General features: G+C 52.6%; 17 protein-coding genes. 6 read left to right on the top strand and 11 right to left on the bottom strand.

From position 1 onward, the window contains the following. Nucleotides 1-18: 18 nt before the first annotated feature. Genes OOT00_RS09895 through OOT00_RS09880 form a run of 4 tightly spaced genes read right to left on the bottom strand, consistent with a single transcriptional unit; the run spans nucleotide 19 to nucleotide 5253 of the window. On the bottom strand, nucleotides 19-1203 hold the full coding sequence (locus OOT00_RS09895) for an ABC transporter permease (protein WP_265425214.1): 1185 nt from the start codon (nucleotides 1201-1203) through the stop codon (nucleotides 19-21). Further along, the gene (locus OOT00_RS09890) at nucleotides 1200-1886 is read right to left on the bottom strand and encodes an ABC transporter ATP-binding protein (protein WP_265425213.1); all 687 of its coding nucleotides are present in this window, start codon (nucleotides 1884-1886) and stop codon (nucleotides 1200-1202) included. The genes OOT00_RS09895 and OOT00_RS09890 overlap by 4 nt, the downstream gene beginning before the upstream one ends. Continuing rightward, nucleotides 1883-3646, bottom strand: a complete 1764-nt coding sequence (locus tag OOT00_RS09885; RefSeq protein ID WP_265425212.1) for a PAS domain S-box protein — start codon at nucleotides 3644-3646, stop codon at nucleotides 1883-1885. The genes OOT00_RS09890 and OOT00_RS09885 overlap by 4 nt, the downstream gene beginning before the upstream one ends. 17 nt (nucleotides 3647-3663) lie before the next feature. Next, nucleotides 3664-5253 carry a TolC family protein gene (locus tag OOT00_RS09880; protein ID WP_265425211.1) on the bottom strand — a complete coding sequence of 530 codons (1590 nt, stop codon included), beginning with the start codon at nucleotides 5251-5253 and terminating at the stop codon, nucleotides 3664-3666. A 463-nt stretch (nucleotides 5254-5716) separates the two neighbouring features. Between OOT00_RS09880 and recC the strand changes: the two genes are divergently transcribed. From recC to recD, 4 genes are all read left to right on the top strand, one after another. Further along, nucleotides 5717-8932, top strand: coding sequence for an exodeoxyribonuclease V subunit gamma (recC, locus tag OOT00_RS09875; RefSeq protein ID WP_265425210.1), 3216 nt, complete (start codon nucleotides 5717-5719; stop codon nucleotides 8930-8932). Beyond that, nucleotides 8932-12477, top strand: coding sequence for an exodeoxyribonuclease V subunit beta (gene recB / locus OOT00_RS09870; RefSeq protein WP_265425209.1), 3546 nt, complete (start codon nucleotides 8932-8934; stop codon nucleotides 12475-12477). The genes recC and recB overlap by 1 nt, the downstream gene beginning before the upstream one ends. Nucleotides 12478-12655: 178 nt before the next feature. Then, nucleotides 12656-13312 carry an HAD family hydrolase gene (locus OOT00_RS09865; protein WP_265425208.1) on the top strand — a complete coding sequence of 219 codons (657 nt, stop codon included), beginning with the start codon at nucleotides 12656-12658 and terminating at the stop codon, nucleotides 13310-13312. A gap of 48 nt (nucleotides 13313-13360) precedes the next feature. Beyond that, nucleotides 13361-15238, top strand: coding sequence for an exodeoxyribonuclease V subunit alpha (gene recD / locus OOT00_RS09860; RefSeq protein ID WP_265425207.1), 1878 nt, complete (start codon nucleotides 13361-13363; stop codon nucleotides 15236-15238). A gap of 57 nt (nucleotides 15239-15295) precedes the next feature. Here the strand turns inward: recD and ilvY are convergent, their stop codons facing one another. Next, nucleotides 15296-16174, bottom strand: coding sequence for an HTH-type transcriptional activator IlvY (ilvY, locus tag OOT00_RS09855; protein ID WP_265425206.1), 879 nt, complete (start codon nucleotides 16172-16174; stop codon nucleotides 15296-15298). Nucleotides 16175-16321: 147 nt separating this feature from the next. Here ilvY and ilvC point away from each other — a divergent pair, with 147 nt between their 5' ends. Continuing rightward, nucleotides 16322-17788, top strand: coding sequence for a ketol-acid reductoisomerase (ilvC, locus tag OOT00_RS09850; protein ID WP_265425205.1), 1467 nt, complete (start codon nucleotides 16322-16324; stop codon nucleotides 17786-17788). 104 nt (nucleotides 17789-17892) lie between these two features. Here the strand turns inward: ilvC and OOT00_RS09845 are convergent, their stop codons facing one another. The 6 genes from OOT00_RS09845 to OOT00_RS09820 form a co-directional block, all read right to left on the bottom strand. After that, nucleotides 17893-19176 carry a TRAP transporter large permease gene (locus tag OOT00_RS09845; RefSeq protein ID WP_265425204.1) on the bottom strand — a complete coding sequence of 428 codons (1284 nt, stop codon included), beginning with the start codon at nucleotides 19174-19176 and terminating at the stop codon, nucleotides 17893-17895. A gap of 87 nt (nucleotides 19177-19263) precedes the next feature. Beyond that, the gene (locus OOT00_RS09840; RefSeq protein ID WP_265425203.1) at nucleotides 19264-19821 is read right to left on the bottom strand and encodes a TRAP transporter small permease; all 558 of its coding nucleotides are present in this window, start codon (nucleotides 19819-19821) and stop codon (nucleotides 19264-19266) included. 158 nt (nucleotides 19822-19979) lie between these two features. Continuing rightward, nucleotides 19980-21029, bottom strand: a complete 1050-nt coding sequence (locus tag OOT00_RS09835; protein WP_265425202.1) for a TRAP transporter substrate-binding protein — start codon at nucleotides 21027-21029, stop codon at nucleotides 19980-19982. A 218-nt stretch (nucleotides 21030-21247) separates the two neighbouring features. Next, complete coding sequence (mtaB, locus tag OOT00_RS09830; protein ID WP_265425201.1) at nucleotides 21248-22606, bottom strand: tRNA (N(6)-L-threonylcarbamoyladenosine(37)-C(2))-methylthiotransferase MtaB; 1359 nt, start codon at nucleotides 22604-22606, stop codon at nucleotides 21248-21250. Beyond that, nucleotides 22596-23639 (bottom strand): tRNA 2-thiouridine(34) synthase MnmA, encoded by a 1044-nt coding sequence (gene mnmA / locus OOT00_RS09825; RefSeq protein WP_265425200.1) that lies wholly within the window; start codon nucleotides 23637-23639, stop codon nucleotides 22596-22598. Before mnmA ends, mtaB begins: the two co-directional genes overlap by 11 nt. Next, nucleotides 23636-24067, bottom strand: a complete 432-nt coding sequence (locus tag OOT00_RS09820) for an NIL domain-containing protein (RefSeq protein WP_265425199.1) — start codon at nucleotides 24065-24067, stop codon at nucleotides 23636-23638. The genes mnmA and OOT00_RS09820 overlap by 4 nt, the downstream gene beginning before the upstream one ends. Before the next feature lie 339 nt (nucleotides 24068-24406). On the opposite strand from OOT00_RS09820, the gene OOT00_RS09815 reads away from it, so the two are divergent. Beyond that, entirely contained in the window at nucleotides 24407-26992 is a 2586-nt protein-coding gene (locus tag OOT00_RS09815) for a PAS domain S-box protein (protein ID WP_265425198.1), read from the top strand. Nucleotides 26993-26998: the final 6 nt, after the last annotated feature.

Here is a 26998-nt window from a genome sequence, read left to right as displayed (position 1 = left end):
CTTGCATTTTTCCGGACATCAGTCCGTGCGCAGGGCCTGAATGGGATTCAGGGCAGCGGCCTGCCGTGCCGGGTAATAGCCAAAGAAGATACCAATGGCTACGGATACGCCGACACCAAGGATCAAAGCGCCATGGATAATTTCAAACTGCCATCCTGAATACCGGGCAATGCCCCATGAGGTTGCCACACCGATGAGGCTGCCCACAAGGCCCCCCACCAGGGAAAGGAGTACGGATTCTATGAGAAACTGCCACTGAATATCTTTTTTTCTGGCCCCCAAAGCCCGGCGGATACCTATTTCCCGTTTTCTTTCCGTAACGGAAACCAGCATGACATTCATCACACCCACACCGCCCACAATGAGGGAGATACTGCCGATGGCTCCCAGAAGCAGGGTGAACATGCGGAACTGGCGTTCCATATGGGCGATCATCTGTTCCGGACTCATGATACGCAATTGCATTCTGTCCGGAAGAGCCGAGAAATAAGTGTTGAGATCTTCTGTTCCCATGCCTGTGGTGAAGTCCGGAGAAAGACGGGCCATGAAAGTGTTGATGATACTCTGGGGAGACATACGCAGCACTGCAGGAAGGGGCATCAGAAGTCCTTCCTGAATTTCATAGGGTCTCATGCCGCCCATGGCTACGGGCTCCAGAGTTCCCACCACGGTAACTTTACGGTTGTCGTAATACAGTTCGCTCCCCGGATCTGTGGAAATGCCCTGAGCCTTCAGCTTTGCAGCAAGATTGCTGCTCAGGCAGGCATGGGTTGTGATGCCATCGAGATCGGAGATAAAGCGGCCTTCTGCCATGGTGAGCCTGTTCATGTGAAAAAAGGATTCCGTAACGCCAAGGGCTGGGATGCCCATGCGCTTTCCGTCTTTCCTCAGCTCTCCATAGGAGGAGGCATAGGGGGCTACGGTAGCGATGGAAGACAGGCCTTCGGGTATAATGAGGATATCCTGGAGCCTGAAACCTTTGGATGTGCCTCCGCCACGACCCTGTTCCGCCTGTACGGAGAGAATATCCGTTCCCATTTCCATAAACTGGCGCATGCTTTCCCTCTGGGCAAGGGTTCCGATGGAAACCAGGGCGATGACGGAAGCAATGCCGATGACAATGCCCAGCAGGGCAAGGATGGAACGCTGGCGTGCAGAGATAAGGGAGCGCGCAGCTTCCCTGAGATTGGCTTTGAGGATCATCGGCTTTCCTCCGAACTGGCAACATATCCGTCCTGCATGCGGACGATTCCAGGGCACTGAGCGGCAATGCGGGGATCATGGGTGATGATGAGGGTGGTGATTTTATGTGTGCTGTTCAGCTCCAGAAAAAGATTCATTATTTCCTGGCCCACACGGGTATCAAGGGCACCTGTGGGTTCATCTGCCAGCAGAATGGAAGGGGTACCTACCAGAGCACGGGCAATGGCCACCCGCTGCTGCTGTCCCCCTGAAAGTTCCATGGGCTTGTGCCCGGCCCTGTCTCCCATTCCCACCTTTTCCAGTATTGCCATGGCCATAGGTTTCTGTTCTTTTTCAGGAATGCCCCTGTACACCAGAGGAAGGCAAACATTTTCAAGGGCCGTGAGTTTGCCAAGTAAGTTGAACTGCTGGAAAACAAAACCGATTTTCTGGTTGCGTATACCGGAGAGTTCGCTGTCGGACAGTTTGGCCGTTTCTTTTCCTTCCAGCAGATAACGGCCCGAATCCGGCTGGTCAAGAAAACCGATGATGTTCATCAGGGTGGATTTACCGCTTCCAGAAGTACCCATGATGGCAAGCATTTCTCCGGCATCCACCCCAAAGCTCACACCTTTGAGAACGTGTACCTGAACAGGCCCCAGGGTAAAAGATTTTTTGATGTTTTCAAGTTTCAGAAGGCTCATGGTGTCCATCCTCCGAGGCGCTCTCCGCTTTCAAGCCCTGAAAGGATTTCCACGGAGACCGGGGTGGTGATGCCCGTTGTCACCTTCCGTTCTTCCATGCTGCCGTCATCCCTTATAATCCGCACCATGGCATGGTTGCCCATGGACCGCACCAGATAAAGGGGAACCAGTAACGCTTTCGGGTTATCATATATAAGGATTTCAAGGTCTGCGCTCATACCGATCCGTATGGACGTAACGGCTTTTGCGCTCAGTTCAGGAAGGGTTACCTGTACCTCAAATCCCGGAGCTTCCCTGCTGCCTTCTGAGGTTGCCTGCGCTGATATGTGGGAAAGATATCCATCCAGTATAATACCGGGGAAGGCATCTCCCCTTGCCCTTACCGTCTGATTCAAAGAGAGTCTTCCAATCTCCACTTCATCCACACGGGAAAACACCTTAAGGCCACTGAGGTCTCCCAGTGCAAAGAGGGCGGTACCTGCCTGCACTCTGGCGCCCTGATCCAGAGACTGTTTTTTGCTCTCTTCTGTCACGGGTTGAATCACCACGCCGGACACAGGTGCCCGTACTTCGGCCTGGGCGAGGAGGGATTCCAGCTCACTTAACCGTAAGCTGGCATTATCCAGCTCCATGGTAACAATGCTCAGGTTTTCAGGACTGGCCTTTTTATGGGTGGACGTCATTTCTTCCCGGCTGGAGATAAGGTCCATGCGGCTGGTTTCCACCTGCTGCTTTGCCCTGTCCAGCTCCTGAGCAGGAATGATACCCCTGTCAAAAAGCAGGGTGGCTTCCTCCAGCTGACGGATATGATTTTCAAGGCTGCTTTCTGCCCGTTGCAGACTGCGTCTGGCCCTTGCCATTTCCGTGCTTTCATTCCATGAGGCCAGCTCTTCATAATTCTGCAGAGCTTTGATATAGCTGCTTCTTGCTTCCCTGAGTTTCATTTTTGTTTCAGTCGTATCCAGCAGCAGAAGAATATCGCCCTTGTCCACTACCTGACCAAAGGAAAAGTGGCGTTCAAGAATTTTTGCGTCAAAGGGAGCCGTAATCATGATTTCTTCCAGAGGCTGGAGACGGCCTGAAAGGGAAATGCTGGAGGTAACGGGGCTGGTTGTTACGGTATGGATACCCTGCGTTCCTTCTGCCATCATTCGTGCGGATTTTATTTCCTTTGCAGGGGAAGACAGATTAGAAAAACCCTGAAAATGAAAATAGCCAAGCCCCACAAAAAAAAGGATGATACCTGCCGTGGCAAGCCCTCTCACCATCTGTACCCTTTTAAGAAGCCCCGTCAGCCTGAGGTTGCTGGCCTCTATTTCTTCATAGGCCTTGGCCAGTTTTCTGGAATTGTTCCTTTCCTGTTCCTGCAGAACCGTCAGCTCCGTAATGTCAGAAAAAACCACCACCACACCCATGGCTTCTTTTTCTTCTTCACGGTGCAGCCAGGAGGAGGAAAGACTTAAGGTCATTTTTTGGCCGTCGGGCCGGATAAAGGCAACGGTTTCCCGTTGTCCCACTTTTTTTCGGGTGACGGCATCCAGAACCATCTGATTGAAGGCATCGTTTTCTTCTTCCGCAGCAAGAAAGACCTCGGCAAAGGTATGCTCCCGTACAACACGGGCATCCATCCCCAGAATGGTTGCAGCCGCAGGGTTGAAAAGGGTAATGCTGCCCTGAAAGTTCAGGGCCATAACGCCGTCTCTCATGTTGTCCAGAACACTCTGGTGGAAATCTTTTTGAATATCAGCTTTTATATTCATTGGTCTGTCCTTTGGATTCAGCGGTGGAGCATCCAGGTTTTTCCGCCCAGATATTCCGCTTCCAGATCGGCGCGCTCGGTGATAAAGGCGATGTTCCAGGTATCCAGGGTGGTGGCCAGCAGAGCGTCCAGCCGGGTGAGACTGTTCTGGTAGGTCATGATGGCCCTGATTTCCGCCAGCCTGTCATCCCGGAGCTTGTCCTGTTCCCGGATGAAATCCGCGTTGGAAATTCTCCCCAGCTTGTATTGCAGTTCGCTGACAAGGAAGTTCTCTTCAGAAAACTGACGGGTTTTGGAGGCCAGTTCCACCCGCCGGAGGCTGGAGGCCACCTGGCGAACGGCATTGCGGACATTGTTTTCAAGGGATTCTCTGGCCGTAAGCAGCTGCATGTTGGCATTGCGGAGATGAATCCGTGCGGAAAGAAGGGGCATTTCCCTGTTGTATTTCTGATCTCCGTAGAGGGGCAGGGGAATTTTCAGGCGGAGGCCTACCCACCACTCTTCCTGACGGTAGGAGGGATCGTTTTTCCGGTGATTCCAGCCATCTTTGTAGCCTCCTTCCAGATCAAGATTCCAAAGTCTCTGATTTTTTGCATCGGAAAGTCTTATTTTTGCCATCTCCAGAGATGTGAGGGCAGAGAGGTAGGAATTATCCCTTTCAAGGGCCAGTGCCAGACATTCTTCAAAAACGGGTTCTATGGGTTTGTAGATGATTTTTTCCGTTGGGATAAGGGTGGTGTTCCCGCTAATTTCAAGACGTTGCAAAAGAGCCAGATGGGCATCGTCCATCTGTGCCTTTGCTTCCTCAAAGGCCAGCTCCTGCCGGGTAAGGTTGGCTTCCGACTGGAGAATTTCGTTGGGTGCACGCCTTCCCGTTTCAATCATGGTACGGGTGACCTCAAGCTGTTCCCTTGCCTTGGTCAGGGCATCTTCCTGTACTTCCATGTCCTGATAAAAGGATAACAGGGTCCGGTAATCCTGTATCACCCCGGAAATGGTGCTGATCAGGGTATCCCTCAAGGATCGGATATTATTTTCTTCCTGCATGGCCGCACGCCTGAGGGGAGCGGTGTTGTAGTCAAGCCCCCCGTCTTTCAGCAGGGGCTGGCGAAATCCGACAGACCATTGGGAAAGACCTCTCTGTGCTTCACCGGAGCTGGCGTCTTCTTTGTGATAATGGCTTTCAAAGCCGTTTTCCCAGGCAAAGATCATTTCACCGCCCGTGGGAATTTTCTGGGAGACGGTACTGACAAGGGATAGGTCGGAATTGTCTGTGCGGGATCTTGTGGTATCCGGGCCGTCGGAGGCATAATCTCTGGCTGTGCCTGTGGTTTTTGTGCTGGCCTGAGGACTGATGTCGAGGTTGGGAGAAAAACGGGTCATCTCCTGACCCAGTTCAAATTTTTGGAGTATTCTGGAGAGATAGGCACTCTCAATGGTACGGTTCTGCCGAAGGGCCAGATGAATGGCTTCCGTAAGGCTGAGTTCCAGAACGGGAGGAAACTCAGGCTCCGGGGTAATGGGATTTCCGTAAGAAAAAAGGGGGAGGGATGCACAGAAAAAAAGTAAAGTCAGGAGTCCTGCAATCCGTAAACGGGCATGTTTCATGTTGTTTCCTGACACCCTTCCGGCTGAATTGTATGTATAGTAGGGGTAACAATATAACTCATAATGGGATGGACCTGCCAAAGTTCGGGAGGCTCCATCAGGTTTTACAGTAGCCGTATGGCTGTCAATCTAATTACATAACAAGCAGTGCAGCTATTAACAGTGTTTAGGCTTTTTGCGAACCTATCATAATTCAATGTGGTAATTTTATTCAAGATGTTCCGTATGCCATCAAATGTTTTTTTTAGTCATGAATATTGTAGGGCTCACAGGTTTCTGCCGGGCAGTTTTTAGGATGATTCGGCAGATTACCCGTCTGTTCTGATTTTTCTGTATTTCTGCCTATACAATTTTGAAGATGGCAGCTACCATGATTCCCTTTAAAAATGTGACAAAGTTTGCGGCACAAGGCGGTATCAGAAGTATGCATCGGAAAAAAGAAAAAACCAGAGAGAGGACCTGAGTGCAGCGATTTGTGAGCAACCGCATGGAAGTACTGGCGGCCAACCTTGCCGCCCATCTCATGGAAGATCCGCCGGACCCCATGGAGCCGGAAATCATTGTGGTGCAGAGCCGGGGTATGGAACGCTGGCTGTCCATGGAAATGGCAAAATGGACAGGTATTGCTTCCCATGCCCGGTTTCTTTTTCCGGCAAGCCTGATGACAAGGCTGTTGCGGCCCCTGAAACCCCTTTTCCCCGAAGAAGATCCCTGGAAACCGGACAGCCTGCGGTGGGCCTGTTTTGAGGCCCTTGCCCGCCTTCCTGATTCACCGGACAGCGGGGCTGTGTCCCGCTACATGGGCCATGACCCTCTGAAGCGTTTTCAGCTTGGGGACATGCTGGCTGACCTTTTTGATCAGTATCTCATGTTCCGGCCGGACAGAATTCTTGGCTGGGAAAGGGGGGAAGAAGATCACTTTCAGGCCGGGCTGTGGCGCATGCTCCACAAAGCCATGGAAGCTCCCCACAGGGTGATGCTGCTCCAGAAGGCTTCGGTATTCTTAAAAAATGTAAAACTTCCCCGTAGGATTTCTATTTTCGGGGTTTCCGCCCTGCCTCCATTATACCTTGATTTTATGGAGCAGTTATCGGAGTTCGTGGACATCCGCTGGTATCTCCTGGATCCCTGTCAGGAATACTGGGGCGAAGTGCGCTGTGAGTCATTTTGGGAAAACAGTGTGATCAGGGCCGAAGAAACAGGTCTTTCTGCTGAAGATCTTCATGCGGAAAAAGGGCATCCCCTGCTGACATCCCTGGGGCGCACGGGGCAGGATTTTTTCCGCAGACTGGCGGGTATGAAAGGGGATGAACGGCGTCACTCCCCTGAGCCGGGTATGGACACCCTGCTGCACCGTCTGCAGTCCCGCATTCTTTCCCTTGACCTCCTTCCCGGAGAAGCGCTGTCAGAAGCAATGCTTTACAATGATGACTCCATTGCCATTCATCGCTGCCACGGTCCCATGCGGGAGATGGAGGTGCTGCGGGATCAGATTGTACGTCTTTTTTCACAAGAAAATCCCCCGAAGCCAAGGGATATTCTTGTGATGTTCCCCGATGTGGGTGCCTATGCTCCGTACATTGATGCGGTATTCAGCCGGCCTTTACCCGATGGCAGACGTATTCCCCATTCCATATCGGAGCGCCCTCTTGCCATGGAAAACAGTCTGGCCGGTCTCCTTATGCGGGTACTGCAGCTCATGGATTCCCGTTTTGGTGCTTCGGAGGTTTTTGACCTTATGGAAGCAGAGCCCATTGCAAAAAAAATCGGCCTTGATGATGAAGGGCTGGATCGTATCCGGAGCTGGCTGGTGGATACCCGCATCCGCTGGGGACTGGATGCGGCCTTTAAGGAAGCCATGGATCTGCCGGGTCTGGCTTCTCAGACCTGGCGGTTCGGGCTGGACCGTATGGTGCTGGGTATGGCCATGGAAGATGAGGGAGGTATGCCGCAAAAAGGTGGTATCCTGCCCCATGACCCCATGGGCCCGGAAGCGGCGGATACCTTGAACAGCCTTCTCGGCTTCATGGACAGGCTGACGGCTTTTTACGGGGAAACCAAAATGGAGCGCAGTCCCCGTGAATGGATGGATCTTCTCTGGGATCTGGTGCAGGGCCTTTTCCATGAAGATGCGGAGAACACGGAAGAATTTCTGGGACTGCGTGTTCTTTTGGATAGCTTTGTGGAAGAAACCCGGCTTGGAAATCTTAAGGAAAAGCTGTCTTTTCCTCTGATGCGTTCCGTACTGGGCCAGAGGCTGGAAAAGCCGGGGCAGGGCGGGCTGATGCTGGGCGGTGGCATCACCTTCTGTGCCATGGTACCCATGCGCTGTATTCCCTTTTCCGTGGTTTGCCTTTCCGGCATGAACGATGGCGCTTTTCCCCGTTCACGGCCAAGGCCCGCCTTTGATATCATGCAGCAGGATCCAAGGCCGGGAGACCGTTCCAGCCGGGATGACGACCGCTACCTTTTTCTGGAAACCCTTCTTTCCGCGCGGGATAAACTCTGGATTACCTGTACGGGCTTTCGTCCGGAAGATGATCAGCCTTTGCCGCCTTCCGTGCTGGTTCAGGAACTTCTGGATGTCGTACAAGGCGATGAGGGAGAGCTTCCGCCCCAACTTTTGCAAAATCATCCCATGCAGCCTTTTTCTTCGAAGCTGTTTGTGGAAAAGGAAGCAAAACCGGGAAAACCTTTTTCTTTCCATGCGCCCTTCCGGGATATTGCCGAAGCCTTGTATGCTAAAAAAGATCCTGCACATGCCGTTTTTCAGGATGGAAGGCTGGAACCGGACGCACAGCCCCGGACCATTCTTCTGGAAGACCTGATCCGTTTTTATGAAGATCCTTCGGCTTTTTTCCTCAAGCGTATCCTTGGCCTTGCCATGGAAAGGGAAGAGGAAGCTCCGGAAGACCGGGAAAATTTTACACTGAACGGGCTGGATGCTTACATCATTAAGGAAGCCCTGGGTACAGCTTTTCTGGAAGGCAGAGATGGGGCCGTGGTTCTGGAAAGGCTGGAGGCAGAAGGACGGCTGCCCATGGGTACACCGGGACAACACCATGTGGATGCCCTGATGATGGAGGCGCGGGCGTTGGCTGGGCTGGTTAACGATACGGCCGGAGAAATCTGTATGGAGCAGGAGCCCTTTGTTCTGCAAGTGGGGGGAGGGTACCTGCAAGGCACCCTTTCCCGCATTCATGGAGACGGTGAGAAACGGTGGCGGCCGGGAAGCCTGCGGGCTAAAGATTTGTTGATAGGGTGGTTGCGGTTTCTGGTTCGCCGTTCTCTGGGCATGGAGCAGGATCTGCATCTTGTGGGCATGGGAAAAAAAGGCGGGCAACGATGCTCTTTTTATGCAGGGTCCTTTGCTCAGGACAGGGCTCTTGCCCATCTGGGGTCTTTCATGGAGCTGTATCAATCGGCAAGTCTTCGCCCTGTTCCCTTTTTTCCATCCATTTCAAAATTATGGGCAGAAGCCTTTCTGAAAAAGAAGTCATTCAAGGAGATGGAAGAGGTTTTGATCACTGCCTGGGAGGGAGGTGATTTTCACTTCAGGGAGTCAAGCCCTGCGGATATTCTTCTGTGGCGGGGTAGGAATCCATTGGAAGACCCTTTTGCAGAAATGGCCGAAACCATCTGGCTACCCATTATGGAAGTGCTGAAGGAGAATCAATAATGGCATTCATGCCTTCCTTTGATCCCGTGAATACCCCCCTTGAAGGAACCCTTCTTATGGAGGCCAGTGCGGGAACGGGAAAAACTCACACCATTGCCAGTCTTTTTGTGCGCCTTGTCATGGAACATGCCCTGCCTGTGGAGCGCATCCTTGTGGTTACCTTCACGGAAGCCGCCAGCGGAGAGTTGAAGGAGCGGATTTATGCCAGGCTGGGTGATACCCTTGCGGCTCTGGAAGGAAGGCCCTTTTCAGAATCTTTTTCCGATGAAATGGCCAGACGGCATGGCAGCAGCCGGGAGGCAAGGCGCCGAATCATCGGGGCCATGCGGAATTTTGACCGGGCGGCCATCGGCACCATTCATTCGTTTTGTTACCGCATGCTCCGCGAAAACCGTTTTGAATCAGGGCTGCGGTCTGATGCCGAGCTGCTAATGGATACCGGGCTTTTGCGGCAGAATGCGGCGGATGATGTCTGGCGCAGGCATGTGGCTTCCCTTGACCTTGCAATGGCGGAAATTCTGACGGATAAACGCAGCCCTGAAGATCTGATGCAACTGGCCTCCCGCTATGGAGGGCCGGATCAGCTGATCTTACCCGATGGGGCCATGCCGGATATCATGCCTTTTCAGGAAACAGTGCGGCAGGCAGAGGAAAGGGTGAAGGAAATCTGGCGGTATGATGGTGAAAACCTGACCGCCTTTCTTCAAGGTTCGGAAAACCTGAAACGGAACATCCTGAAAACGGCTACCGTAGAAAAGGGCCTTGGAGAGCTGGCTGACTGGGTGGCGGGTAAACAGGCTTTTTCCCCGGAGTTTTTATGGAAACTGACACCGGAGAATATGGAAAAGGCCAGAAAAAAAAATGCCCCTGCGCCGGAGCATCCCTTTTACCATGCCTGTGAAGCTTTGCTGAAGGCCAGGGCAGAGCTTGCCTCGGTTTCTGATATGGCCCGATCCGTTTTTCTGAAGGATCTCCTTCAGGCCGTACGCAAAAGAGAAGCGTCCCTGAAAGAAAAAGAGGGTTTTCTTACCTTTGATGATCTTCTTCTCACACTGAGGAATGCCGTACTGGAAGATGATCAGGGCGGTATGTGCCGGCGTATCCGGGAGCTTTTCGGAGCCGCCCTCATTGATGAGTTTCAGGACACGGATCCTGTGCAGTATGCGGTGTTTGATGCGGTGTTTGCCCGTGCGGGCCTGCCCCTTCTTCTCATTGGTGATCCCAAACAGGCCATATACGCCTTCCGCGGGGCGGATGTGTTTGCCTATCTGGATGCGGCCAAAAAAAGCAGAAAACGCTATACTCTGGATTATAACTGGCGTTCCGATCCTGAACTCATTGAAGCGGTTAACCGTATTTTTGAAAAGAATCCCCGGGCCTTTGTACTGGAGGGGATGGAGTTCCAGCCAGTTAAGGCCGCACCCAGAACAAGGGAAGTACTGACTGATCCGGCAAATGTGCTGCCATTTACCTTCTGGCTTGCTGAGTCTGAAGATCAAAAGCCCATATCTGTGAAACAGCTTCTGCCGAGGGCTCTTGGAGCCGTATCCGATGAAATTGTACGGCTTCTTGGTGGCGGCAGAAGGGGAGATATCCGCATAGGAGACAGGGGGGTTGAACCCGGTGATATGGCCGTTCTGGTCCGCAGCAATAAAGAAGCCCTTCAGGCTCGAAATTTCCTTGCGGATCGGGGTGTTCCTGCGGTTATCCATGCGGACGGCAATGTACTGGACAGTTCAGAGGCCAAAGAGCTGTTATCTGTACTGGCAGCCATTCATCATCCATGGAACGGCGGCAAACTCAGGCGGGCTCTGGGCACAAAGATCATGGGCTTTTCCATGAAGACCATTGATTTCCTGAACCGCAATGAACGGGCTTTCAACCGTGAGAGTACTTTTTTCATGGAATGCCGGAATCTTTGGCAGGAAAGGGGGGTTTTCCCCATGCTTTCCTATCTGTATGAAAAAGGCGGACTGCTGGTGCGGGCGGCGGGTTCAGGTGATGGAGAGCGGCAGGTGACCAACCTCCTTCATCTGGCAGAAATTCTCCATGGAGCCGAAGTAGAGGAGAAGAGGGGGCCGGAGGTACTTTTACGATGGCTGGAACGGCAGGGAAATCCGGCCTTTTCCCGTCGTATGGAAGCCCCCTTGCGCCTTGAAAGTGATGGGCAGCGGGTGCGGGTGATTACGGTGCATCGCTCCAAAGGACTTGAGTATCCCATTATTTTCTGCCCCTTTCTGTACAGTGCAACGGATGTACTGGGCCCTGCAACCAATCCCGAAAAGATTCTTGTCTATCACGATCCGGAACAGGGAAACCGGCTTTGCGTGGATTTGGGAGGCAGGGTGGACAGAAGCCGGGAAGAGTCCCTCACTCGGAAGGAATCCATGGCGGAACAGGCCCGCCTTCTTTATGTGGCCCTTACCCGCGCCCGTCACAGGGTGTATGCGGTCTGGGGCTCCATCAACAACACCAGAGGCAGGGCCTGCAACTGGGTATTGCACAATGAGGCGGATGTCATTCCTGCTGCGGATCAGGTGCAAAAGGATATGAACGCACTGGCCATGGACGGTGTGCTTGCCTGCCATCCTCTTCCCGAAGACCGGTGTCAGAAACTGCCACATTTGGCGGAAACGGCAGATATTCCGGTTTGTTGTACACCGGGGCATCTTCCTGCCGATCCTTTCCGTATTACAAGCTTTTCCTCCCTTGTGGCTGGAAAATACAGGGAGAACCCGGCGGACAGGGACGGTATCGCAAAGCTGACGGCCAAAAGTGAAGATCCGGCAGGAGATATTTTCTCTTTCCCCGCCGGGACAAGACCCGGCAGCTTTCTGCATCATGTTTTTGAGAACATTGATTTTACGCATGAAAGGTTTCAGTTTGAACCTGCGGTCCGCAAGAGTCTTTATCTTTTCGGATATGATGAAGCATGGCTGCCCGCCATTCTGGAAATGGTGGAAAGGGTGCTGGCCATGCCCTTTGGGGAAGAGGGATTCAGGTTGAAGGATGTGGAGCTTGCGGATCAGCTGCGGGAGCTTGATTTCTATTTTCCCCTGAACACCCTGGAGTCCGGTTTTATTTCACAATGGGTACAGAAGATCACTCTGGGCGCCTGTGAGTATCTGCCCCCGCAGCTGGAAAGATTGCATTTTTCCCGCAGTGCCGGATATGTAAGGGGTGTTATGGATCTTGTGTTCCGCCACAAGGGCCGCTATTACCTGCTGGACTGGAAATCCAATGATCTGGGGCCGGATTACATAGCGTACACTCCGGAAAATCTGAAAAAGGAAATGGCCGTTCATCTCTATACCCTGCAGTATCATCTGTATGTGCTGGCCCTGGACCGCTACTTGCGCCTTCGTCTTGAAAACTATGATTATGAGCGGGATTTTGGTGGGGTAGCCTATGTGTTTCTGCGCGGTGTTGATTCTGAAAAAGCTCCGGGATGCGGGCTTTTTTTTGAAAAACCTCCTGTGGACAGAATCCGTGAGATGGCCGGCTGGATGATGGCAGAAGGATTGTTGAACAGCAGCCCGGATTGACCGGCAAGCTTATTCGGTCGGCTGATGGAACAGGTTGGCGGCATGTTCTCGTGGGGAGACCCCGTACGAGCTGATGGGGAAGACCTTTTTGGCAGGAGATCTGCTCCCATTACCTGCTGCAGATGGCATGGTTCTGGCCCCTGTTCTGCCGTTACATTTTTTTATGGATGGAATGATCATGTTTTTATGTGAAAAGTTTGACGTTTTTCTTTTTGATCTGGACGGTACTCTCACCGATCCCAAAGAGGGCATCACAAAATCCGTGCAGTATGCCCTGAAGAAAATGGGTATTCTTGAAAAAAATCTGGAACGTCTGGTTCATTTTATCGGGCCTCCGCTGAAACATTCCTTTATGACTCACTATGGTTTTAGCCAAGAGCAGGCCATGGAAGCCATTGACTGGTACAGGGAGTATTTTGCGGACAGGGGTATTTTTGAAAACCGTTGTTTGGATGGTATGGACAGTTTTCTGAGCCGTCTGGTTCAGGAGAAAAAAAAGCTCTTTGTGGCCACATCCAAACCAACGGTGTTTGCAAGAATCATAACGGATACCTTTGGTCTTTCTCCTTATTTTTGGGAGGTGGCGGGCAGTGAGCTGGATGGTACAAGATGTGAAAAAGCTTCCGTGATCCGGTATCTTTTTGATCATCATGATATTTCTCGGGAAAAAACCCTCATGATCGGTGACAGGGAACATGATGTGATCGGAGCCCGAGAAAATGGCATCGCTTCTTTAGGAGTAGGCTTTGGTTACGGCAGCAGGGATGAGCTGGAAAAGGCCGGAGCGGATTATTTTGCAGCCAGTCTGGCGGATCTTAACAGGCTGTTTTTCTGATGCTTAACGCTATCTTCATCGGGGCAGGGGCAGGCGACGGGAGACTCTATGCATCAGTCAGGGATGAGCACTTCGTTTGATATATCGGAGCATGCCACGCAGGATGAACCAAAGCTGTCAGCCATGCTTGGCCTGCAGCCACTGGATTATCATCTGACGGCACTGCTGCAGCGAATGGATCCGGGGATGTCATCCGTTCTGGAGCTGGCGGTGAAAGCCCTTTCCGCACGTACACGGGAAGGCCATATATGTCTGGATCTGGCGGGCAGGGACGGTATCTGGCCAAAGGTGGTCCGTATGGCTGACGTGGAAGGAGGGCTGGATGCCTGGCGCCGGGAAATAGCGGCATCACCCCTGGTGGGTCAGTGCAGGGATGAGGTCCGCCCCCTGATGCTTATGGGAAACCGGCTCTATCTGCGGCGCTATTTCCGGGCGGAGACGGCTGTGGCCGAAGGACTGCTGAAAAGGGCAGGGGAAAAAGCAGCTGTGCCCGATTCCGCTTTTTTGAAGAAAATTCTGGATCATTATTTCCCGGCAGAAGAAAATGAACGTATCAGCCTGCAGAAGGTGGCAGCCTTTGCCGCAGCCCGAAAAAGTCTTTCGGTGATTGTGGGGGGGCCGGGAACGGGAAAAACCACCACGGTCTGCCGTCTGCTGGCAAGCCTCTGTTCTCTGGCAGACACGGTGCCGGAAGTGGTGTTGGCCGCACCTACAGGCAAGGCCGCAGGAAGGCTTTGTGAATCCATGCTGGCTGGAAAGCGGGTTCTGGAATCGGTGAATGGCGGTATGGCTGGGGCCATACCGGAAACGGCTTCCACTCTGCACCGGCTTCTGGGTCTGGTCCATGGCAGGAGACCCCGTCATCATAAAGAAAATCCCCTTTCTGCGGATGTTGTGGTGGTGGATGAGGTCTCCATGGTGGATCTTTTTCTGATGGCAAAGCTCATGGATGCCCTGAAACCCGGAGCCCGTCTGATTCTTCTGGGAGATCGGTATCAGCTGGCCAGTGTACTGCCCGGTGCCGTTCTGGGTGAAATATGCAAGCAGGCCTCATGGGAGCGTTCCATTGATTTTATAGAGGATTTCAAAGAAGTTTTCGGTACGGCTCTTCCCTTTACTTCCCGTAGTGGAGTACCCGCCATGGCAGATTGTGTGGTGGAACTCACCCGCAGCTGGCGATTTGATGCTGCAGGCGGTATCGGCCGGCTGGCCCGTGGCTTGAATGAGGGCCGATCGCCCGATGTCCTCTCCCTGCTGGAGGAGGGGGAAGATCCTTCCTGTGGCTGGTATCCCGTTGCAGGAGCCGGAGATCGGGAAGCTGTTCTCATGGATGCGATACAGGACGGGTTTTCAGGTCTTATGGCGGCCCGCACTCCTGAACAGGCCTTTGCTGCTCTGGAGAGCTTCCGTATTCTCTGTGTGCTGCGGGAAGGGCCATCCGGTGTTGGCGGGATGAACGGGATGGTGGAGAAAATCCTCGAAAGGACCGGTCATGTCAGGGTGGCAGGACCCTGGTATGCGGGAAGGCCTGTTATGGTGCTCAGAAATGATGCGGCTACAGGGCTTTATAATGGTGATGTGGGGTTTACCATGCAGGAAGAAAAAAGCGGAGATCTGCAGGTTGTGTTTCCTGCGGAGGGCGGTGGGTTCCGTTCTTTTCATCCCCTTCGCCTCCCGGATGTGGAAACGGTTTTTGCCATGACCGTACACAAAAGCCAGGGTTCGGAATTTGACCGGGTTCTTCTCATACTGCCGGAACGGGATACCCCTGTACTCACCCGTGAGATTCTTTATACGGCGGTTACAAGGGCAAGAAAAGAGATCCGTCTTGCCGGAGACCGGAATATTCTGACCATAGGAATGGGGCGAAGTGTGAACCGGTCTTCCGGATTGGGAGATATGATATGGAAATCAAAAGCCCTGTGATAGTTGGGGATCAGGAGGATCCATGGTCTGTTACCTGTGGGGTTCTCTGTATCAGGATCAGCTCACGGCATAGTCTGCTGCCGTATTCCAGAAGGCAAGGGTTACCCCGTTGCTGAGATTCCTCCGGTGGGTACAGATGCCAATGACATAGGGTTTCAGGGGCGGAGACACATCAAGGGTTTCAATGGTGTGATGCACCGGGCTTTTCTCCAGTACCATTTCCGGAACCAGACCCACGCCGCATCCCAGATGCACCATGGCGATGATGGCTTCATTTCCCGTAACCTGGGCATAGATGGTGGGCCGGATGCCCATCTCCCTGCGCCAGCGGTCAAAACGTTTCCGGGCAATTCCCTGTTTGGGCAGAATGAGGGGGGTGCGGTCCCAGTTCATGACGGTATCCCGGTCTTTTTCATATTTCATGGAGCGGATCCAGACCAGGGGTGTGCTGGCCACATGCATGGACTGAATGTGTTCTGGCATCTGTTCGGGAAGGGCGGCAATGGTAATGTCCGTGTCCCCCTTCTGCAGCTGCTCCAGTGCGCTTTCCGCATCGCCCGTACGCAGTTTGATGTGTACCTGTGGAAACTGCCTGCGGAAGCCGTCCAGCATATCGGGCAGAATGCCGTAGGCGGCCGTTACGGAGCAGTAGATGGCCAGTTCTCCGGAAATGACCCCCTTCTCCAGTGAAAGAGCCTGCCTTCCTTCCTTCCAGGTTTTCAGCATCTGCTCCGCATAGCTGCGGAAGACAATGCCCGCCGGTGTGAGGGATACGCTACGGTTGGTTCTCTCAAACAGTTTTTCACCCAGCAGGTTTTCCATGCGTTGTATGGTCCTTGAGAGGGCAGAGGGGCTGATGTTGCTCTGGGCACTTGCTTTTTGGAAATGCCGGGTTCGCGCAAGGTTCAGAAACAGTTCCAATTCTTCGATATGCATGGATGTGCCTTTTTGACAGTGGTTGCTTACAACGCAATTTATGCTTTCTTTTAATTCACTTTACGCAATATAGCAAATACCATATAGTACCTGTCATATTACGACAAAGCCATTTGTTGAAACCCATAACAAGCAGGAGCCCCATTGATGAAAAATTATTTTTCCGCCCTTTCTTTCCGTGACAAGGTCAAGCAGCTGGGACAGTGCCGTTTTATGGATCCTTCCGAGTTCAACGGCGTGGAGAAGCTGAAAGGTAAAAAAATTGTTATCGTGGGCTGCGGTGCCCAGGGCTTTAATCAGGGTATGAACCTTCGGGATAGCGGTCTGGATGTGACCTATGCCCTGCGGGACGAAGAAATCAGCGAAAAGCTGCTTCCCTGGAAGCTGGCTTCTGAAAACAGCTTTGCCTATGGCACCTATGAAGATGTCATACCCAAAGGCGATCTCGTTCTCAACCTTACCCCGGACAAATACCATACTCCTGTGGTTTCCCGCGTGATGCCCCTGATGAAAAAAGGTGCCTGTCTTTCCTATTCCCATGGTTTCAATATTGTGGAAGAGGGCATGAAAATCCGTGAAGATATTACCGTTATCATGGTAGCTCCCAAATCTCCGGGCTCTGAAGTCCGTGCGGAGTATGTGCGTGGTTTCGGAGTTCCCACTCTTATTGCCGTGCATGAGGAAAATGACCCCAATGGCGACGGACTTGAGATTGCCAAGGCGTATTGCGCTGGTACGGGTGGAGACCGGGCGGGTGTTCTGCTTTCTTCCTTTGTGGCGGAAGTAAAGTCCGATCTTATGGGCGAGCAGACCATTCTCTGCGGTATGCTGCAGTCCGGTTCTCTGCTTTGTTTTGATAAGATGGTGGAAAAGGGTGTGGACGGTGCCTATGCCGCCAGACTGGTCCAGAAGGGCTGGGAAGTTACCACGGAAGCCCTGAAGCATGGTGGTATTACCAACATGATGGACAGGCTTTCCAATCCAGCCAAGGTCAAAGCCTTTGAACTGGCTGAAGAACTTAAAGATATTATGCGCCCGTTATATGAGAAGCACATGGATGATATTCTGGAGGGTGCATTTTCCGAAACCATGATGAAGGACTGGGCAAACAATGACCACGATCTTCTGAAGTGGCGTGCGGAAACCGGTGAAACCGCCTTTGAGAAGTGCCCCATTCAGGAAAAGGATATTCCTGAGCAGGAGTACTTTGATCACGGTATTCTCATGATTGCCATGGTGAAAGCCGGTGTTGAGCTTGCTTTTGAAATTATGACGGAAGCGGGTATGAAGCCGGAGTCCGCCTACTATGAGTCTCTCCATGAAACGCCGCTCATTGCCAATACCATTGCCCGTAACAAGCTTTATGAAATGAATGTGGTGATTTCGGATACGGCGGAATACGGTAACTATCTGTTCACTCAGGCCTGTGTGCCTCTGCTGAAGGATTTTATGGTAAAGGTGGATACGGATGTGATCGGCAAAGGCCTGAGTTCCACGGACAATACGGTGGATAACAAAAAGCTTATTGCCATCAACGATGCCATTCGCAATCATCCTGTAGAAGAAATTGGCCGGACCCTGCGTTATTTCATGACCAACATGCAGGCCATCTGATGCCTGACAGGCATGGATCCCGAAGACACTCTGTCTGTCTTTCAGGGTGAAAACAATCCCCCGTTCCGGATTTGCCGGAGCGGGGGATTGTTGTTGGCGTGGTTTTACCGGAAAGCCATGTCTCTCAGAAAAAGGGCGATCTGGGGAAAGAGGGTGATGAGAACACCGGCTGAAATCAGGATGGCTATAAACGGTGGCGTTCCCTTGATCACCTCCCAGTAGGGTCGTTTGAAAATGGCGATGGCCGTAAAAATATCACAGCCAAAGGGTGGTGTTGCCGAACCGATGGCCACCATCAGGGTAATGAGAACGCCCACCAGTACGGGATCCAGTCCGGCATTGGCCACGGCAGGGGCAAAGATGGGGGTAAGTATCAGGATGACCACAATGGGATCCACAAACATGCAGGCAATGAAAAAGGCCACAGCAATGGCAAACATTACCGTATAGGGTCCGGCCTCGTTAATGCCGATGGTGGCGAGAAGATTCTGGGGAATGTGGGCAAAGGAAAGAATCCACGAAAAGCCGTTGCCAACAGCCACCAGGATAAAGACTACGGCTGTAATCAGTCCTGTGGATTTGGCTATTTTGAAGAGATCCGGAATGAAAAGAACCCGGAAAATGAGAAATTCAAGAATGATGGCGTACAGAACGCAGACGGCGGCTGCTTCCGTGGGGCTGAAAATGCCGCCATAGATGCCGCCCACAATGATAACGGGAAAGCCCAGGGGCCAGAGGGCTTCCTTGACGGCGATGGCCCGTTCTTTCCATGTGGATCTGGGCTCCGTAGGAACTTTCTTGATGATGGCATAGATGACGCAGTAAATGGAAAAGAGAAGAAGAATCAGCAGGCCGGGTCCGATCCCGGCAATGAACAGTTCGCCGATGGAAGTACCGGAAATAATACCATAGAGAATCATGCCGATGCTGGGGGGAATGAGAAAGGCAATATCGCTGGAATTGATGATCAGTGCCAGCGTAAAGGAGTCTTTATAGCCTGCTTCCAGCATCCTGGGGCGTAGCGGAGACCCTACGGCCACCACCGTTGCCTGAGTGGAACCGGATACAGCCCCGAAAAGAGTGCAGGAAGCGGCCGTGCTGACGGCAAGTCCACCCTTGATATGCCCGATGAAAGCCATGACCATGTTGACAAGCCTCTCTGCGGAGTGGCCTCTTGTCATGATCTCAGCGGCAAAAATGAACATGGGTACGGCGATGAGGGCCGTGGGCCGTATACCTCCCATAAGCTGCTGAATCAGAATGTTCATCTGGGAAAAACCGTCAAAGGTGATGTAAAATCCGATAATAGCCCCCACAATCAGGGGGATCATCATGGGAAAACCCAGCAGCAGCAACACAATCATGGTTGTGAGCATAATTGTTGCCATGAGTACGGTTCCTTTCTGCCCCTGAGGGGCAGTCTGTATGGATAAGCCGCATAAAGCGGGCTGTTACTGTTGGTTGGAAAGCCGGTTTTACTCCATGTCCTCGTAGCCGTCTTCCACATTGACGGCCAGATAGGCTTTTTTGGATACGGCATTTTTCAGAGCGGTGAGTGCATACTGAATGGCAGTGATGGTGAAGCCCAGGGGAACCCAGAGGTAAATGAAGTAGAGAGGGAAGCCCATGGTGGGCAGTACGCGGCCTGTGTTGTAGACGCTGGCTATATAACCAACGGAGAAATATGCCAGAAAGAGCATGATCAGAGAGGTGAAGGACGCAATGCATACCATCAGTATTCTCCGGGCACGTACAGGCAGTATGTCATAGAATGCGGACATGCGGATATGACGTCCGTGGCGGGCTGCATAGCCGATGCCTGCAAAGGTGATCATGACAATGAGAATGCGGTTGACTTCTTCGGAAAAGAAAAGACTTTCACCGAAGAAAAAGCGGCCAATGACATTGGCAACGGTGTTGACGACCATCAGGAGGACGCTGGTGCTGAGAATAAAGGCTTCGATGTGATTCATCCACCGATCAATGCGTCCCGGAATACCGGATAGGCCGGGTTTTTCTTTTTTTTTAGACATCTTTCAATGTCTCCTGTTTTCGTACCAGGTTAGTGGATAGAAAAAAGCCGTCCCCTGCGTAGCCGGGTAAGGATACGCAAGGGGACAGATGATAGACGGTTTCAGGTGAAATCTGTCATTCCGGTGTTATGTAAAAACCGGAATGACCGGAGAGAAGGCTAGTCCTGCATGACCTTATCGAGGTCCTGTTTGAACTGTTCCAGAAGTCTGGCACCACGTTCTCCCGTCATCTCAATGAAGCGCTGCTCCACCTGGGGTGCTCTGTCACGGAAGGTCTGCTGTTCTTCTTCGCTAAGGCGGGTAACGGTGACATCGGGCTTGGCCTCAAGAATTCTTTCCAGCATGCGATCACCAAGGCCCGGGATATATTCTGTTATATAATTAAATGCATGGGCCGCCGCATCCCGGATGAGTTGCTGATCTTCTCCGGGCAGTCCCTGATAAAAGGACTGATTGGCCATCATGGCCGTTGTAAACCAGCCATGGCCGGTGAAGATGAGGTTGGGAGATACTTCATAAAGGCCACCTGACTGTATCCAGAATATGGGATTTTCCTGACCCTGAATGATGTTGGTCTGAAGTGCACCGTAGACTTCTCCCCAGGGAAGGGGTGTTGGGGTGGCTCCAAAGGCCCGGTAGGTTTCCGCCAGAAGAGGGTTGGTCATGGTGCGGATGTTTTTGCCCCGGAAATCTTCCGGTGAGCGGACAGGTGTGTCCGCCGTTACGACCATTTCTCCTTCCGGGTACATGGAAAGCAGCTCAAGTCCCTGTTCCGCATACAGTTCCGTAAACATGTCATTGATGGCCACACTGGTACGGAAAAAACGGACAACGTCTTCATCCGCAACGGGCATGAGGTAGGGTATGAAGAAAATCTGGGCTTCCGGAATCAAAGAGCCTGTAAATCCGGGAGACTGGTTCACAAACTGAAGAATACCCGCCTGAGTCTGTTCCATAATATCGTCCGATTCGCCGAGTTCTCCGAACCGGAAAATCTGAATGCTGTGATTGGAATTGGCTTCAATGTATTCCTTGAATTTGTGGGCATATACGTCCTGTACATCCCCTTCGAACTCTTCGTGGGCATAACGCCATGTGGATCCTGTGGTTTCAGATTCCGGTGCATCATTGCCGCTTTTGCAGCCGGTAAGGGCAAAAAGCAGGGCAAAAAGAAGAATAAGAATACCGGATGTTTTTTTTAACTGCATGCAATGTCTCCTTTGAGTGGGCAACGAAGTATCGTTGCGGTTGGGGTTGCTACCCTTGCATAACCAAAAACCATAGCACACAATAAAAATATAGTGAACCACTTCCTTTGTTGTGGGGAAATTGCAGCTGCTCTGGCACAATGGTGCATCCTAAGATGCTTAGAGTACAATGCTTATGTTTCGTCTGGTTCGGATTTGTGTGACTGTGGTGGGAGGATTCAGGGGATAAGGGTGCCTTCAAGGCAGGCATTGACGTCCGTATCTGTGACCAGAACGGAAATTTGACGGCTCAGGAGACTGTCCGGACCATCCAGAAAAAGGGTCTGGTAGTTACCGGTGAGGCCTTTGAGCCGGTCTGTTTTCCGGTCTCTGCTGCGTTCAACAATAAGTTCCAGGGTATGGCCGCGAAGACTTCTTGCAAAATGACGGTGTTTGTCTTCGCCAATGTTCCGGAGTACGGAACTGCGTTGTCTGGCTGTTTCTACGGGTACGGTATCCGGAAAACCGGCGGCGGGGGTGCCGGGTCGGGGAGAGTAGGGGAATACGTGGAGGTAGGTGAGGGGAAGTGTTTCCACAAGAAGACGGCTTTCGGCAAAAAGATTCTCCTGCTCTCCGGGAAAGCCCGTTAGAATATCCGTGCCGATGGCAGCCAGGGGCAGGGCCTTTCGAACCGCGGAAACCCTTTCTGCAAAAAAAACGCTGTCATAGGGTCTGCCCATGGCTTTGAGAATGGCATCCGATCCGCTCTGCATGGGAATATGAAAGTGGGGAGCAACGCGGGGGTTGGAAGCGGCCAGTTCGATGAGGCTGTCCGTGACCTCTCTGGGTTCCAGAGAGCCCATCCGGAGCCTCGGACCCTCCCCGTCGGCAAGGATTATCCTGAGCAGTTCTTCAAAATTGGTGCGGGCAGTGAGGTCTGAGCCATACATGCCTACATGAATACCCGTCAGTACCACCTCCCTGTAGCCTGCTTCTGCCAGATCCCTTATTTTTTGTACCACCCTGTCCGGGCTGAGACTGCGGCTGCGGCCTCTGGCATAGGGAACGATGCAGTAGGTGCAGAAGGCATTGCACCCATCCTGGATTTTCAGAAAGGCACGGGTCCGTCCCATGTCCCTTGCAGGGGCGGGGATATCCATGAAAAGGGTTTCCTCGCAGGCCGTTTCATCATGGCAGGAGGGATAGGCAAGGGGCTGGCCTTCCCTGTAGGCGTACAAGAGTTCCGGTATGCGGTGTTTATCCTTATGGGGAATAACGTGATCCACCCCTTCCATGGCGGCAAGGGCTTCCCCTTCGGTTTGGGCGCAGCACCCGGTTACCATGAAAAGGGCTGTGGGATTATGCTGCACCATTTTGCGGATCTGCTGTCTGCAGTGGGCTGCCGCCTTGCCCGTAACCGTGCAGGTATTCAGGATAAGGATGGATGCTTCCCTGATTTTGGATGTTTTCTGCCAGCCTGCGGACTCAAGGCAGGCAGCTATGGCATCGGATTCCTGCTGGTTGACCTTGCAGCCAAGGGTGGTGATGAAGAAAAGGGGCATGGGATTACAGAAGGAAGGTTTTCCTTCACCTTTCATGGGCTGAATCAATAAAGCCACCGCCAAGAACCCGGTCTCCCAGATAAAAGACAGCGCCCTGTCCGGGACTTACGGCCGCCTGGGGTTTATGGAAACGGATACGGGCAGTGCGAGTGTTTTCCGGGTAAAGGGTGGCCGGAACATCCTGATGGCGGTAGCGGATTTTTACGGTCAGGGAAAGGGGGGCTTCCGGTTCCGGGATGAGCCAGTTGATGGCACTTACCCGGCATTCTCCGGCCATCATTTCTTCTCGGAAGCCAACCACAAGACGGTTGTTGGCCGTATCCAGCCTGAGAACGTGGTAGGGTGCCGGACCGGGACAGCCAAGCCCTCTGCGCTGGCCTACGGTATAGCGATGCAGGCCAAGATGGGTGCCAATGACAGTTCCGTTACGGGTGGTAATGGGGCCGGGCCGTGACTCCAGCATGCCGGATGCTTCCAGAAAATCTCCATACTTTCCATCCGGCAGAAAACAGATGTCCTGACTTTCTTCCGGTGAAAGGGCCTGGAGGCCGGCCTGAACAGCACGGTTTCTGACTTCTTCTTTGGTCAGTTCTCCCAGAGGGAAAAGGATGCGGCCAAGGCGTTCCTTTGGTATCTGAGAGAGAAAATAGGATTGATCCTTCAGAGGATCCTTTCCGCGTAAAAGACGGGGGAAGTCTTTGTCCTGATCCAGTATGCGGGCATAATGACCCGTGGCAACGGCCTTGCAACCCATGGTTTCCGCTGCATCCATAAGGGCACCGAACTTGATGACCGGGTTGCATACAAGGCATGGATTGGGTGTGCGACCCGTTCTGTATTCGTCCACAAAATCCTTGATGACCGTTTCCCGGAAGATTTCTGAAAAATCGAGAACGTGGACCCTGCATCCCAGCCTCTGGCCCAGAATCCGCATATCTTCATCCACAGAAGTTTTCTGATACCCTGTCAGAAAATGAGCGGCCTGTATTTCATGGCCCTGCTCCTGCAAGATGCGGGCTGTCACCAGAGAGTCGATACCGCCGCTTACGGCCACAAGGATGGGACTCATTCAAAAAACTTTTCCGTTTTCGTGGCCTTGATGCACATGGCCCGGGTGGGGCAAGTGAGAATACAGATTTCACAGATACTGCATTTTTCCTGATCAAAGGCAACTTCCATGGTGGGTCTCAGAACATGGAGAGCGCCGGTGGGGCAGACGGCCGTACAGGCCCCGCAATGGGTACAGCGGGATTCATCCCGTGTGATTTCCTGACCGGCATTTTGAACATCAATTCCTTCTCCCTCAAGGTAAGCCAGTCCCTGGCGGAAGCTTTCCCTGTTACCGGAAAGCTCCAGAACCATCAGTCCCTCCCTGCGGGGAAGAATCTGGGCGTGGAGAATGTTGAAAGTCAGTTCAAAGTTACGGGCAAGATTGCATACCAGAGGCTTCTGGCTGGATTCGGCAGGGAAACGTAAAATCAGAATTTTGGATTGCAAAGGAACCTCCTTCTTCAGGTCAGGGTCTGAAACATGGAAAACTATTCTTATGAGGATGGCTTGTCAAGTTAGCTTTCGTAAAAAAAGGCTTTTCAAAAGGGGTGGGAAACAGCGCTTTCTTGACAAGGGGCAAGGGTTCCCGTATTTTTTATTACTATTTCAGATTTATGATGATCCTTGCTGTCGCCACGCTTCTGGCTGGTAGAATGGAACCTTGCCCGGGAAACGTTTTTACAATCCTTAGTCCGGCCTTTCCTCATACCTTGTTTCCATACAAAAAAATGGTGTGTCGGCTACAAACAGCACGACTTGTGTCCACTGTCAGAAAGACATGACTGTATGCCTTTTTATATAAAAATAAACATTGTTTGGTTCTTCATAGTGCTGTTCTGGATTCCTGGTCTGTCCCATGGCGGCAGGGAATCGGCCAGGGAGCCCCTTGTGGTTTCTTTGGATCAGGCCTGGCCTCCCTTTTCATTTGTGGATGAAGGGGGCAGGCCAAAGGGAATGCTCATTGAGCTGTGGCAGGACATGGGCCGTCTTATGGGGCGGCATGTGGTTTTTGTGCTTTCTGACTGGGCGGAGAGCATGGCTGCGGTTCGGGAAGGCAGGGCCCATGTACATGGTGGTCTGATTCCCTCACCGGAAAGAAGAGAGTTCTTTGATTTTTCAGCGGATTTCATGCCTGTGCATGCCTATGCCTTTGCTGCTTCCGGTATCATCCCTTTTAAGCTGGAGCTTCCTGAACAGGGCGAAGTGGGCATTACCCTGGGAAGCTATGAGCTGGAATTCATGCAGAGTGAATATCCCCACATGAAGCTGCGCTCCTTTCCGAATAATGAAGCCATGGTGATGGCTGCCCTGCGGGGTGAGGTGGAGCTTTTTGTGGCGGATTATCCAACGGGTATGTATCTGCTGGACCGTTATGGGCAGCCGGGGCAGTTTTATGCCGTACAATTTCTTTATACTCGGCATCTGGCAGCGGGAATGCCCACAGGTCACAGTGAGCTGCAGGGTGCCATTGATGGGGCATTGGCCACCTTTAGTGATGATGAACTCCGGCGGATCAGCCAGCGCTGGCTGCGCAGTGAAAGGGTGGAGGTGCTGCCGGACTGGCTGCTGCCCCTGCTGGGAGGTCTGTTGTTTTTTCTCTGCGTAGCCGGAGGAAGCAGCTATGTGCTGGCTCTGGGTCTACAGCGGCGGAAGCTTCTCAGGGATGTGTCCGTTCGCACGGAGGCTCTGAGGGAAAGTGAGGCACGTTTCCGGACCCTTGCGGACAGTGCGGCTTCCGGGATTTATGTGTTGCAGGACAGGTATTTTGTTCTTGTGAATGCGGCCATGGGACACATACTGGGGTACACGGAGGCGGAACTTCTTTCTCTGGATGTTTCCGTGTTTGTGCATCCGGATCACAGGGAGATGGTCATGCAGCGGGCCATGGACCGGCAGGAAGGAAGAGAGGCTCCCCGGCGCTATGAAATGAAAATGCTGCGCAAGGACGGGGAAATTCGCTGGGTTGAGCTCAGTGCCGGCAGAACGTTTTATGGTGGCAGAGCCTCCAGTACGGGAACCCTCTTTGACGTGACGGAGCGCAAGGAGCTGGAAGAAAAATTGAGGGAAAGGGAGGAAACCTTCCGGATGCTGGTGGAAAATGCCAATGATATTATTTTCAGCCTGAATACCAGCGGGATTCTTTCCTATGTTTCTCCCAACTGGACGGAAATACTGGGGCATGATGTAGGGGAGGTGATGGGACGGAGTTTTACCCGTTTTATTCACCCGGACGATCTTCCTGTCTGCCATGAGTTCCTGAAACTGATTTATGATACCGGCCAGAAACAGGGAGGGATCACGTACCGGGTACGGCACAAAAATGGTGGATGGCGCTGGCATACATCCAATGCCTCTCCCTGTATGGACCGTGAGGGAAAGATTGCGGGGGTTCAGGGAATTGCCAGAGACATCACGGAAGTACGGTCGGCGGCCCAGTCCAGAGAGGCATCTCTGTCCATGCTGAATAAGCTTGCCGCCAATATTCCCGGTACCATCTATCAGTTCCGCATACGTCCCGACGGCAGCTACCATTTTCCTTTTATCAGTGAACGGGTGGGGGAGGTTTTCGGGCTTCAGCCCGACGATGTCATGGAAGATGCCCTGCCTGTTTTTGATGCCATGCATCCGGATGATCTGGGTTATGTTTTGGAAAGCATACTGGATTCGGCGGCTTGTCTCAGTCCCTGGAAGGCGGAATTCCGTGCCCATAAGGGCGACGGTCATTTTCGGTGGTTTTCCGGGCAGTCTCTGCCGGAGCTGCAGGAGGATGGCGGCATTCTGTGGTACGGGTATTTTGCCGATATTCAGGAATGGAAGGATGCGGAGGAGCGCATTACCCGTATGGCACTGTACGACAGTCTCACGGGACTTCCCAACCGCGCGCTCTTTGAGGATCGCGTGAATCAGGCCCTGATTCAGGGAGAAAGGGAGAATGCTGCCTTTGCCCTTCTTTTTGTGGATCTGGACAGGTTTAAACCCATCAACGATACGCTGGGACACCGGGTGGGAGACCTGCTGTTGCAGCAGCTTGCAGGCCGCATGGAAAAAATGATTCGAGCATCGGACACGGCGGCCCGCATCGGAGGAGATGAGTTTGTGATTCTTCTGCGCAGGATTGTATTAGGAAAGGATGCCATCCGCATAGCCGAAACTATGTGCCGGGAAATCCGAAAAGCTTTTTTCATTGAGGGTCATGAGCTGCATGTTTCTGCCAGTATCGGCATTGCCCTCTATCCGGATCATGGGGAAGATCTCATTACGCTGTGTAAACGTGCGGATCAGGCCATGTATGGTGCCAAAGCAGGGGGGCGGGATCGGGTTTTTCTGTATGAAGGTGAACAGCACTGTGCGGAATCCTATGAAACGAACTGAAAAAGG

The sequence above is a fragment of the Desulfobotulus pelophilus genome (assembly GCF_026155325.1).
GTDB classification, from domain to species: domain Bacteria; phylum Desulfobacterota; class Desulfobacteria; order Desulfobacterales; family ASO4-4; genus Desulfobotulus; species Desulfobotulus pelophilus.
This window is presented reverse-complemented; position numbering and strand designations above follow the sequence as displayed.